The sequence below is a fragment of the Pseudoalteromonas sp. S3431 genome, from assembly GCF_000690035.1.
GTDB classification, from domain to species: domain Bacteria; phylum Pseudomonadota; class Gammaproteobacteria; order Enterobacterales; family Alteromonadaceae; genus Pseudoalteromonas; species Pseudoalteromonas fuliginea.
The window spans coordinates 39,261-51,792 of the sequence record NZ_JJNY01000001.1 but is presented as its reverse complement, the minus strand read 5'-3'; the positions used below and the strand labels follow the sequence as shown (position 1 = coordinate 51,792).

At 37.4% G+C, this 12,532-nt stretch carries 11 protein-coding genes; 4 read left to right on the top strand and 7 right to left on the bottom strand.

The genetic code is table 11. The features are described from left to right. Nucleotides 1-177: 177 nt before the first annotated feature. On the top strand, nt 178-1,200 hold the full coding sequence (locus DO88_RS17910; RefSeq protein ID WP_232224759.1) for a GGDEF domain-containing protein: 1,023 nt from the start codon (nt 178-180) through the stop codon (nt 1,198-1,200). Nucleotides 1,201-1,602: 402 nt separating this feature from the next. On the opposite strand, the gene recN is transcribed toward DO88_RS17910, so the two are convergent. The 3 genes from recN to nadK all read right to left on the bottom strand — a co-directional run bounded on the left by recN (nt 1,603) and on the right by nadK (nt 4,868). Then, entirely contained in the window at nt 1,603-3,276 is a 1,674-nt protein-coding gene (gene recN, locus DO88_RS17915; RefSeq protein WP_033037732.1) for a DNA repair protein RecN, read from the bottom strand. Between the two features lie 75 nt (nt 3,277-3,351). Beyond that, nucleotides 3,352-3,909, bottom strand: a complete 558-nt coding sequence (locus DO88_RS17920; RefSeq protein WP_008134729.1) for a hypothetical protein — start codon at nt 3,907-3,909, stop codon at nt 3,352-3,354. A gap of 74 nt (nt 3,910-3,983) precedes the next feature. Continuing rightward, the gene (gene nadK / locus DO88_RS17925) at nt 3,984-4,868 is read right to left on the bottom strand and encodes an NAD(+) kinase (RefSeq protein ID WP_007375835.1); all 885 of its coding nucleotides are present in this window, start codon (nt 4,866-4,868) and stop codon (nt 3,984-3,986) included. A 176-nt stretch (nt 4,869-5,044) separates the two neighbouring features. Here nadK and DO88_RS17930 point away from each other — a divergent pair, with 176 nt between their 5' ends. Both DO88_RS17930 and grpE read left to right on the top strand, forming a co-directional pair. Beyond that, nucleotides 5,045-6,010, top strand: coding sequence for a hypothetical protein (locus DO88_RS17930; RefSeq protein ID WP_007375834.1), 966 nt, complete (start codon nt 5,045-5,047; stop codon nt 6,008-6,010). Between the two features lie 58 nt (nt 6,011-6,068). After that, nucleotides 6,069-6,680: a nucleotide exchange factor GrpE gene (grpE, locus tag DO88_RS17935; protein ID WP_007375833.1), complete on the top strand. Its 612-nt coding sequence runs from the start codon at nt 6,069-6,071 to the stop codon at nt 6,678-6,680. Between the two features lie 26 nt (nt 6,681-6,706). Here grpE and DO88_RS17940 read toward each other — a convergent pair whose 3' ends face one another. After that, a complete protein-coding gene (locus tag DO88_RS17940; protein WP_004335389.1) occupies nt 6,707-7,909 on the bottom strand; it encodes a Bcr/CflA family efflux MFS transporter in 1,203 nt (400 codons plus the stop codon). Nucleotides 7,910-8,106: 197 nt separating this feature from the next. Between DO88_RS17940 and DO88_RS17945 the strand changes: the two genes are divergently transcribed. Beyond that, entirely contained in the window at nt 8,107-8,904 is a 798-nt protein-coding gene (locus DO88_RS17945) for a M48 family metallopeptidase (RefSeq protein WP_033037730.1), read from the top strand. A gap of 110 nt (nt 8,905-9,014) precedes the next feature. Here the strand turns inward: DO88_RS17945 and DO88_RS17950 are convergent, their stop codons facing one another. The 3 genes from DO88_RS17950 to DO88_RS17960 form a co-directional block, all read right to left on the bottom strand. Further along, entirely contained in the window at nt 9,015-10,031 is a 1,017-nt protein-coding gene (locus DO88_RS17950) for an alpha/beta fold hydrolase (RefSeq protein ID WP_033037728.1), read from the bottom strand. Nucleotides 10,032-10,192: 161 nt separating this feature from the next. After that, a complete protein-coding gene (locus DO88_RS17955) occupies nt 10,193-10,981 on the bottom strand; it encodes a nucleoside-binding outer membrane protein (RefSeq protein ID WP_033037726.1) in 789 nt (262 codons plus the stop codon). Between the two features lie 133 nt (nt 10,982-11,114). Then, on the bottom strand, nt 11,115-12,428 hold the full coding sequence (locus DO88_RS17960; RefSeq protein ID WP_008134735.1) for a Na+/H+ antiporter NhaC family protein: 1,314 nt from the start codon (nt 12,426-12,428) through the stop codon (nt 11,115-11,117). Nucleotides 12,429-12,532: the final 104 nt, after the last annotated feature.

The window sequence follows — 12,532 nt, the reverse complement described above, 5'->3', positions numbered from 1 at the left end:
GAGAATACTTAACCGTGAAGGTAGGGAGAAAGAATCTAATTCTACTTTTTCCGTATTTTAGTATGGTATTAAGTATTGATTAATTAACTAAATAAATACAAAATACGCGGCTTATTTACTATTTGCTTACTTTGCGTTCTGGGTTGGCGTCATTTACGAAAAGAAAACTGATAAATTATGCACAAATACTTCGATAAAACAGAAAGAGAATTAATAGTAAGGTTTTTCTCATCAATAGGCTTTATATCCACATTTTTGATGTCGTGTATTGCATTTACTAATAGCGAATATTTTCTTTTTGTGACACTTGTCGGTTCGACACTTATCTATATTTGGGCATTTAATATTTACAAAGAGGTAGAAAAGTCTGCAAATGCGATTTTATATAATCTTTATGGATTGATGCTTTACTTAGTTGTTACTGGCGGCGCTGAAGGTACAGGTCCAATTTGGATATTTATTGTATCACCAGTAACATATTCTATTCGAGGATTAAAGCGAGGGACATTTGATATATTCATATTTTTGCTAGCGATAATGTTAGGCTTTTATTGCGCAGATATGTTTAATATTTATGAATATAAACCAGCACAATTTCCTTATAGAATTGTATTTTCGTTTATTATTGTCGCTTTACTCACAGGCTTTTATGAACAATCAAGAGAGAAGTACAGCAATAAAATAATAGCTTTAAGTCAAAGAAATGAACGATTAGCAACAATCGATCCATTAACTGAGCTTCCTAACCGTCGTCATGCAATGAATAAGTTAAGTGAATTCAAAAAGGAACATGCTTACAAAGGCATACCTTTTGTATTGCTACTAGCTGATGTTGATAACTTCAAAAAAATTAATGATAAATATGGACATAACTTTGGCGATGAGGCACTTATTCATTTAGCTAAGATTTTTAAGAAAAATATTCCACAAAATGCTGTTGCTTCTCGTTGGGGGGGAGAGGAGTTCTTAATAGCAGTACCTAATGTAAGTGTTGCAGAAGGGGTAAATGTAGCAGATAAAATCCATGATTCACTTAAAAAAGCAGCGGTAAGTTTACGTACTAATACTGTAAACTTAACAATTAGTATTGGTGTTGTTCAAAGTGAAGAAAACAGATCAATTGATCTTGATATTAAACATGCTGATCAGCAACTCTACAAAGCCAAAGAGCAAGGTAAAAATAGAACTTGCTCAGCTTAGTAACCATCTATATTTGCTAATCCATAGAGAAGGAGTCAAGAGAAGGTTTCGTTTTGGCCTTTCTTCGTTTTACACTCATGTAGCAAAAGAAATTACAGGTAATTTGGAGCGCAATAAGTATCGTGTAACTCCCTTTTAAGTATTGTGAATCTCTGTCAAACTCAACAGCTAAATATAAACCGGCGAATGACAATTGAAACACTAAAACTATATTTACAAAGCGTAATAAACGTTGTTTAAATTGAGTATGTTTAAATCGACTTAAAAGCATTAAGAGCACACATACTATTATTAAAAGCCAACTAAAACCTATACACATATAAATGACACTATTTTGCATTATATTTATCTCTTAGCAATTTGATACATGTTGATTTGTTAGAAATCGGTAGCTAAATAGCACTAGGCATGTGCCATTATCAGTTCTTTTGCGTTAGCTTTAGCCGTCTTACTTACGTTGTCTCCAGCTAATAGGCGAGCTATTTCATTAACTCGTCCATCTTTATTTAAAGGCAGCATATGAGTAAATGTTTCACCTTGAGCAATTTCTTTAGCTACAAAGAATTGTTGATGCGCACTGCTAGCGACTTGCGGTAAATGCGTTACACAAATTACTTGAGTTGATTTACCTAACTGACGTAATAGTTTTCCAACTGCCGATGCAGTAGGGCCTGATATACCTACGTCAACTTCATCAAAAATAAGTGTTGGGGTTGTTACTTTTTGTGCAATAATCACTTGAATTGCTAAGCTAATACGCGAAAGCTCCCCCCCAGATGCTACTTTAGCAAGCGGTTGTAGTGGCTGTCCTGGGTTAGTTGAAACTAAAAATGATACATTGTCGTACCCTAAACTGTTGGGTGCACGCTCAACTTCTTGAGTTAATGCTATTTCAAATACACCATTTTCCATTGACAGGTTAGCCATACTCTCACTGATCAAAGTGTTTAGTGTATTTGCGTACTCTTTACGACTTTTGCTTAACTGATCGCTTGCCTGTTGGTATGTCACTCGCGCATTTTCTATTTCGGATTCTAGTTGTTCTAATCGAGCACTATTAGTACTAATTGACTCCAGTTCCTGTGAAATAGATTGATGAAACTCAACTAGGGCTTGTGGTTTTATATGGTGTTTGCGAGCTAAGTCCATTGCACCACTTAGTCTATTTTCTACTTCAACTAAGCGAGCTGGGTCTAAATCTGCTTGTTCAGTGTAATCACGCACTTCGCGACTCGCTTCTTCAACTTGTACAGCGGCTTCGCTAAGCATAGCAGCTACGCTTACTAAACCTTCGTCATATTGAGCCAGTTCGGTAAATTGCTGAGCACTATGTTGTAACAACGAGCACGCATTTTGTTCATCGCTTTCGTAAAGGTGCTGTAGCTCTCGTTGGCAGGCTTCTAAAATGGTTTGGCTATTACTGAGTTTATAATGCTCAGCCTCTATTTGTTCAAATTCATTTTCTTGCAAAGCAAATTCATCTAGTTCTGCAACTTGATATTCTAAAAGTTGTTTTTGAGCCGCTTGCTGTAATTGTTGCTGCTCTAGGTGCTTAAATTCTTTTTGTAAGTTAGCGAACAGCTTATAGTTTTGGCTCACGCCGTTAACTAAATCATTGTGACCGGCATAGGCATCAAGTAATTGTAATTGATGCTCAGCTTTCAAAAGATACTGATGGGCATGTTGCCCATGAATAGAAATTAAATATTGACCAAGTTCTTTTAGCTGTGCGGCGGTTACCGCACTACCATTAATATAACTTTTACTGCGGCCATTTTTACATACCACCCTACGTAATAAGCACTCGTTATCGGCATTTGCTAACATGTGTCGTTCTAAAAAAGCGTTAGCTAGTGGAAGTGCACTTAAATCAAATTGTGCACATACTTCTGCCTTGTCAGTGTTAGGGCGGACCGCTGAGGCTTCTGCTCGCTCACCTAAACACAGTGAAAGCGCATCAATGGCTATAGACTTACCTGCACCTGTTTCACCGGTGATGGCGGTCATACCGTTTTGCCATTCGGTACTTAAATTACTTACTATTGCAAAATTTTTAACTTCTAAACCAATTAACATACTGTTTATCCATCCAGTCAATTAACTGTTAATTTATACAGTGTTTTGGTTTTTTGCAAATTAATTTTTTAGTATTTAAGCAACACTTGCCTCTTCGTTAATAGGAGAGTCATTAGTTTTTTGTTGCAAAAATTCAACTTCTTCTTTTTTATCAATGTGTTGATGGATGTCTTCTGTTTGGATAGTAAATATTAACGAAGGTAGTTCAGTGTCATAAAAAGCTTTGTTATATAAAATACCTTGATGAGGTAGCTCAGCTATAAAGTGCTGTAAGTTATCAATTAAACTTTTAGCCGAATTAGTTTGATAAGTTTTATTTAATTCGTTAGATAAAGTGCTGACGAGTAAATCAGTTACATCTTCTAATTTTTGTAAATTGTCATCATTATGTGCTTGTACTACGAAAAAATTACTAACAATTGCCTGGACTCTAGGAACGTGTTTCGGGCGTATTACCTTAACATCCAACAATTCATTTAGTTTGCTTTTCAAACGCGTACTAATTTTTGAAACTCGATCATTAAAAATTCTCTTCTTGGTTTCGCTTGCTATACGACGATTATTTTCAACTATTAAATAGCTACCTAGTAGCGTAATTAATAACAAAAGTGAAAAAAATACAACATACGTCATTTGCTATAGTTCCTAATAATATTATTTTTTATTTTGCGATATTTTGCTCTAAAGTCTTACACTTGGCAATAAAATTAGTATAAACGACTACCCCAATTTAATTTAGTACGTAAAACGTTGTAGTAAGAATAATTTTTTGGATGAATTAAACGCAGTTTTTTATCTGCTTTCTTAATGACAACCTCATCGCCAGGTAAAACAGCAAGCACAACATGGCTGTCGCAACTTACCTGTAGGCTATCTGTATTTTCTAGGCTTAGCTTTAAGCGTACTTCGTTATCAGCATCAACGACTAATGGTCTGCTCGATAATGTATGTGGGAACATAGGTACTAACGAAATAGCATTAAGCTCCGGTGTCAAAATAGGTCCGCCACCTGAAAGTGAATACGCCGTTGAGCCTGTTGGTGTTGATACAATTAAGCCATCCGAGCGCTGTGAAAATACAAAATCTTTATTAATAAAGGCTTCAAACTCAATCATATGTGCAACTTTATCGGCATGAAGCACGGCTTCATTGACCGCAGAATTAGCGCTTTTTAATTCGTTGTGGCGGTATACCTCTACTTCAAGTAAAAAGCGATTTTCTTCAATAAAATCACCACTTAAAACTTGTTCTAAACTTGGTTCAAAACCTTCAGGGTTAAGATCAGTTAAGAACCCAAGGTTCCCCCTGTTAACACCGATTACTGCTACGTTGAAACGAGCTAAAACACGTGCTGCGCCCAACATGTTACCGTCACCTCCAACGACAATAGCCAAATCAGCCAGTTCCCCTAAGTCGACTAACTTAACTAGTTTATCTGTGGGTACATCAACTAACTGGCCACCAGTGCGTTTTTCTACGATAACCTCAAAACCAAGTGCAAGTAAAAATGTATGCAGACGTTGTAGTGTTGCGGCTGCACCAGGGTGGTTTGGTTTACCAATAAGGCCAATGGTTTTAAAAGGAGAATCCATAATGTGTACACTATAAGTTTGAATGTTTGTAGAGTAACCCAAAAGAGAAGTGTTTGAAAATACAGATCTTAGCTTAAATTGGTATGATTAACTTACCTAGGTAATTAATTTAGTTTTATTAGCTACCAGCATACTATGTGACTTGAAATAACTGTAAATGCCCCGATATATCAGACATGCAACAAGATGTAGATAACATGAAATTAAATCCACGAGATCAGCAAATTTTTTCAGCTGTTATGAACATGTACTGTAATGGTGAGGGGTTACCCGTCCCATCAACAAAAATTGCTAAGCTTAAAGGCATGGCTGTGTGTTCGGCTACGGTACGTAATGCGATGGCTCGCTTAGAAAAAGTGGGCTTATTGTATTCACCTCATACATCTGCAGGCCGTGTGCCTACAAATGAGGGGTTTGATTATTGGTTTGACGAGTTCTTTCCACTCGCTGATATTGCTAATTATTGGCAACCAGAGCAATCACAACTCGTTGAACTTGCTCATGGTTTGAGCCAAAAATATCAGGTGTGTTGTTGTGTGGGTTTGCCACAAGCCAGCTCGCAGCAAGTATTTAGAGTAGAGGTACTTGATTTTGATTCTACCGACTGGCTTATTTTATTAATAGACAGAGCAGGGCAGAGCCATAATATTTGTATTGATAAGCCTCATGATTCGTCAGACTCTGTTCGTTATCAGTTTGCAACGTGGTTAAACACCGTCTTTAGTCAACAAACCTTGATGGAAGGTTTATACCGTATGCAAGCTATGGCTAATACCGCGCCTCGAAATTGTCACGATTCGCTTAATCAATGGACGCGACAACTAAGCCAAAAATTAGGCTCAGATAACAGTATTGTTGTTGGTGAAAATTACCTTTACAAACAAATTGATTGTGAACAAAGCTTAAATATTGGTGTCTCATTTTTAAATTATGTAGAAGATAAGCTCGCTTTTAAAAATGGGTTATCGGTACTTAATAGCGAAAAATTACCTTTTACTGAGTGCGATGAATTGATTGTAATAAGTGTCCCGTACTTTCAAAATCAAGAATACCAAAGCCGCTTTTGTATAATTTGCCCTAAATCAGCGCAAATTGAAGAAATAATCCAAGAATTTAAATTAATTGAGACATCTAACTCTTGAATCTTTTTATTCAATCCCCATAATTACCGCAGTTGAAAAGAATTGGAGCACGTATTTTATGTCTGAGCAGACACAAAACCCTGAGCAAGAAGTAGAATTAAACGAAGAAATTTCTAAAATGCAGGCTGATGTAGAAGCAGCAGTAGAAGCCGCTGATCAACATGCAGAACAAGAGCAAAGCCCTGAAGCAGAAATTGCGATGTTATATGCAGAGCTTGAGGCCGCTAAGCAAACTATTGCTGATCAAAAAGATGGTGTTGTTCGCGCAGCAGCAGACGTAGATAATATTCGTCGTCGTGCAGCACAAGATGTAGAAAAAGCGCATAAATTTGCACTAGAAAAATTTGCTAACGAATTACTACCTGTAATTGATAACCTTGAACGTGCTATTGAATTTTCTGATAAAGAAAATGAGACTTTAAAGCCGTTGCTTGAAGGTATCGATATGACGGTTAAGAGCTTTAATGACGCTGTTTCTAAATTTGGTGTTGAAATTGTAAACCCACAAGGTGAGCAGTTTAATCCAGATTTTCATCAAGCAATGTCAATTCAACCAAGTAACGATGTAACACCTAATACAGTACTTGCTGTTATGCAAAAAGGTTACACATTGAATGGTCGTTTATTACGCCCTGCAATGGTTATGGTTTCTAAAGCTGCTGATGCTTAATTGAATTATTAGTTTTAAAAAATGCCTCATATTGAGGCATTTTTTTTGTCTTTTTTATAGTGAATTAACTGTACGAGCATAGTGAGTAACACGGCGCTAAACATTAAACTTGAAAACGGCACTGCGCTTTTTGCATGCATAATAGCGAGTAGTGGGCCAACTAATGCGCCACTGCCAAAACGAAGTGTACCAATTACGGCCGTTGCCGTGCCTGTGTTTTTTTCAAACTTCATTAAAATTAACGAGTCAGCATTACTTGCTGTGACGCCTAAACTCATCATTAATGGCGCAATAGCAGCCACAATATAATAAAGTGATAAATGCAATAAGCTAAATGTTAATAGCGCAAGCCCCGATACAAACCCACATACAAGCCCAATATAGAGCATTTTTCGAGAGCCCAGCCTTGGTACAATTCGCGTATTTAAAAAGTTACCAAACATCAGCGCCATTACGTTAAAAGCAAATAACACACCAAATAACTGTTCTGACACTTCATATAAATCTAAATATATAAAAGGTACTGATGTTAAAAAGCAAAAAAATCCAAACGATACAAACATAGAACTGAGTATGTCGGCACGTGCATCTTTATTACTGAGTACTGTTTTATAGCTGTCAAAAAACAGAGCGAGACCCTTTTTTTCGTTTTTGTGAATAGGAATATCAATTAGATACACTTGCACAAATGCCAATATTAAAAAGCTATATCCAGCAAGCACCAAGAATATGGTTGACCAAACAGAAAATCCTAAAATAAACGAACCAACAGAGGGGGCAACTAACGGCGCTACCATCATAATCATCGATACATATGACATTCCTTTAGCTGTATTTTGCTGATAAATATGGCGAATAATACCCGGTACTACTACCGTTGCTGCCGCTCCCGTAAATGCTTGCACTGCTCTAAGAGTCCAAAAAGCATGGATTTCGGTGGTAAATGCCAGTGCAAGTGAGCTTGCACCAAATAAGGTTAAGCCGATACGTGCAAGCTTACGGCGGCCAATTTGATCGGCAATGGGGCCAAAAAATAGCATCCCTAATGAATAGCCTGCTAAGTAAATACTCAACGATATTTGTACATTGGGCATATTAGTGTGTAAATCGTTTGCAATTACCAGCATGGCAGGTAAGTACATATCTATCGCCAATGGCGTAATCGCCACTATACTGGCTAGTAAAGGCAATAAAATACGGGTATTAAAAGACGAGGCTGAGGCGTCCATGTGTAAACTCAACAATCACTAAAAACAAGGGTTATAGTGTAACAGGGCATTGTATTTGGATAAACTTAGTTTGCCCGCTAAGTTTATCGTCATATTGCTTTTTTTTAATATAACGGTACATAAAGCAAATATTTTAAATTGGTACTGTGTTTGCTATTCTACAAGCAATAAAAAATTCATTACTTAAGAGAATTATCATGAAAAAACTAGTACTTGCAGTATTAGCGACAGCCGTTTTAGCCGGTTGTAAAACGTCACCAACAGGACGTACTCAAATAGCGCTTTACTCAGATCAACAAATGAGTGAAATGGGCACAGCTAGCTTTGCAGATATGAAAAAAAGCCAACCAATTAATAAAGATCCAAAAACAAATGCATATGTAAATTGCATTGCTGAAAAAGTAGTCGCTGTATTACCAAAAGAATACGTGTCGCAAAATTGGGAAGTAGTGGTATTTGAAGATGAATCTGCTAACGCTTTTGCACTACCTGGTGGTTACATTGGGGTTCATACGGGCTTATTAAAAATAGCCACCAATCAAGACCAACTAGCAACAGTACTAGGGCACGAAGTAGGGCACGTAATTGCTGAGCATTCTAATGAGCGTGTTTCACAAAGCTCTATTTTAGATACCGGTATGCAGCTTGGTAGTGCTGCACTTGAAATGGGTAATATTCAATACCGTAACGAAATTATGCAAGGCTTAGGTTTGGGCGCACAATATGGAGTTGTTTTACCATTTAGCCGCTCTCACGAATCAGAAGCCGATACTATAGGTCTGGATTTAATGGCACAGGCGGGTTTTAATCCACAAGAGTCGGTTACACTTTGGGAAAATATGAGTGCAGCGGGCAGCGGTACAACCCCTGAGTTTTTATCTACTCACCCAGCGCCAAGTAACCGTATTAAAAATTTACAAGCGCAAATGAGTAAAGCACTTAGCGAGCAAGGCACTGCTAAAGCACAGGGTAAAAACCCACAATGCACACTGTAGTTAAGCGCTTTACTATCTGAAGTAGTGTACGTTTAGTATTAATGCGTAATTAAAATAAAACCCCTGTAAGTATTTACCTACAGGGGTTTTATTTTAGTTTTTAAGCGTGGTTATTCAGCAGCAAGTGCTTGTTTAAATACATTTTTAAAGCGTTCGAAATCTTCAATGTGCGGTAGGTGCCCTAAATTATCCAGTTCAAATAATTGTGCGTCAGGGATAAGTGTTGCAGCGTGTTTGCCTAATTTATCATATCGACCAAGCTCGTAATCAACACCGTCTTTTTTCCAGTTACGGCCAGGGCCGGTTCTATCGCGTGTACCAATAATTAATTTAACCGGTACTGCTAAATCTTTAAATTCGGTTATTACAGGTTGAGTGAAAATCATATCGTATGTTTTTGCATTTACCCATGCCATTTGTTCTTTATCCGGGCCTTGTATTTGCCCTGTTATAAAGTCGGTTAAGGCTGAATATGTGGCATTCCACTTACCATCGTAGTAATTTTTTTGTTGGTATTTTCTTACGCCTTCTGGCGTTTTTGAAAATTCGTTTTTATAGAAAAAATTTGTATCTTTGTAATCAACATACTGCAGGTAGTTTTCAAGCCCAATAGGGTTAAGTAAAATTAATTTACTTGTTGTGTTTGGGTACATTAATGCAAAACGACTCGCTAGCATCCCACCCATAGAGTGCCCTAATACAATTGACTCTTTTATATTAAGTGAGTCCATTAACGCATGAGTATGATGAGCAAGAGCCGCAAATGAATACTGGTAATTAGTTGGTTTAGATGATTTTCCAAAACCAATTTGATCAGGAATTAATACGCCGTAGCCTAAAGATTGCAGGTATTGCGCAGTGGTAGTCCAGTAATCTGCATTAAAATTTTTGCCGTGCATAAGCGTCACTGTAGGCATGTCGGATTTGGTAGGCTTTAAGTAAATATAGGCCATTTTAAGAGACTGTTTTTGTGACTCAATGTTAAAGTAATTTACTTTAAAGTCGTACTGGTAACTGCTTAAAAGCGCATCATAAGAAAGTGAAGAGGTATCTTGAGTTTTGCTCGCTAATGCATTGTTTGTTAATAACAATAAAGTAGAAAAGCAAATAACTTTAATCGACGACATTTGGTTACTCCTATTAAAGGCGAGCGCTTGGCTTAAAAGAAGTACAACAATAACTAAGTATTTACACCTGTTCAATTAAATGTTTTACGTGGACGAAAAGAAGCGAAGCTAAAATAAAGCTTCGCTTATTAATTACTGAGTAAAGCGAGTATCGTTAAAGCTTAAAATGTCCACTCTACATGGATTTGTGGCACTGACTCAGTGACTTCAGTACCTAGTTTATTGTGCCAGTATTGTAATTCCATACCCAGCAGTAGTGTGTTTTCTTTCATTTGAATAGCATGGCCCATATCCCACACTAAAATAGGCTGTGCGAGTATCCACGCCTCAACATCGTTACCAAATTCATCTTCACGTTCAGCAATGTATTCAGCGTGGCCTTTAAAGCTAAACTTTTGTGAGCCAATAGAGAAAGGATACTCAAAAGCTACATCAAGCATCCAGCTATTAGTTTCAATAGGTGCACCGCCTTTTGCTACACCTTCACTATCGTCAATGTAAGCTGTGAACAACGTTTGAAAAAAGTTAAAACCAGGTACATCCCAGCTTAATTTAACACCTGGTAGATACTTCATTACTTTTGCATCACCAGCAACGTTAATACCGCCCGTAAGGCCAACATCTAATAATGCACCAGAGCCAATTTTTTCGCCGCTAATGGCCGATAAGCTTACCGTTGAGTACCATTCACCATAAAAATCAGCATCTTGGTAACCATCATCTATATCGTCTTTACTGTAATCGATAAAGAAGAAGTTATCGCCGTAGTCATAGCCCGATGCATGTTGAACCGAGTAAACGGTAGTATCGGACTCTTGTTTAGAAAATGGATTTTTTTGACTTCCATTATTAATGTGTAGTGCTGTACTGCTCCAATTAGCAGCAAAAGCCGACGATGATAAAGCAAGAGAAGTAAAAGTAATAAAAGGGAGTAATTTTTTAAATTTCATAACTGTTTAATAACTATAATTTTAGTGACACGCGGAAGCAGAGATTATAGCAGAAGAGATTGATTTGTTGATCGCTAATTTAACACATGTTGCAGCTTACCTTATAAGCTGCAACATGTGGAAACGCAATTTATTACGCTTTATTGCGGCGTAAGCAAATGATAGTTATTGCCGTAAATGCTAGGATAAAACAATAATAGGAAGAGGTTGATACTTCCCAAGGGCTTATTTTAAACGTAGCGCCAAGTAACAATGCTTGTGCGCCGTATGGTAAAGAACCCTGCGTTACACAAGCAAAAATATCTAGCAAACTTGCAGAGCGCTTACCGCTTATTTCACCATCATCAGCAAGCTTTTTAGCAATAGGGCCGGCCACAATAATAGATACGGTGTTATTGGCAATACAGACATTACTTGTTAAAACTAACGCAGCGATACCTAATTGATCTGCCACTTTACGGTGCCATTTTGCAATGATTTTAGTAATTGCTTGAATTTTTTGAGCAATGTAATCAAGGCCACCATTAATACGAATAAATTCAGATAAGCCACCAATAAACATTGATAGTAAAAATATTTCCTGCATATCGGTAAAGCCTTTGTAAATGTCTTTTACAAAGCTTGCGCCTTCATAACTTCCTGTAAAGCCCATTAATGCGGCAAAAATAATACCGCTAAACAACACTACAAAGACGTTCAAGCCAGCAACTGCTAGCACTAAAATAAAGGCATACGGAAGCACTAACCAAATATCGTAATCCTTGGTTTCAACAACTTGAGCAGCAGGTGTTAAATAAAACAATAGGCCAATAGTCAGTATTGCAGCAGGGACAGCAATTTTAAGATTCTCTTTAAACTTGTCTTTCATTTCACAGCCCTGCGTGCGCGTAGCTGCAATAGTGGTGTCTGAAATAATAGATAAGTTATCGCCAAACATAGCGCCAGATACAATCGTACCGGCCATTAATGCTGGATCTATACCTGTTTTAATTGATACCGCATAAGCGATAGGGCCAATGGCGCCAATCGTACCCATTGACGTACCCATTGCTGTTGATACAACCGCTGCAATTAAAAATAAACCAGGGAGTAACAACGAAGGTGGAATAAGCGATAAGCCTGCATTTACTACCGCATCTACACCACCGGTTGCACTGGCAACGGCAGAAAAAGCACCCGCAAGTAAGTATATTAAACACATGGTAATAATATTGTTGTGTCCGGCACCTTTAATAAAGGTTTCTACACATTGGTTTACCGTGCCTTTATTTAAAATAAACGCAAGCATGATGGCGGGCAATATAGCAACAGGTGCGGGTAGTTGGTAAAAAGCATAATCAACCCCTTGCGATTGCAAATACAAACCTGAGCCTAAAAATAGCGCTACAAAGGTAAGTAGGGGAAGTAAAGAAAGTATTGCTTTGTTTTTATTAAATGATGGCTGCATCATAATCCTCATAACCAGTAAAATTTATCACAGCCAAAACTCCTCTTTTAGCTGAATTTAGCAGTACAACTTTTTAAAAAAAGTTGTTAGCCGCAGCGTCCGCA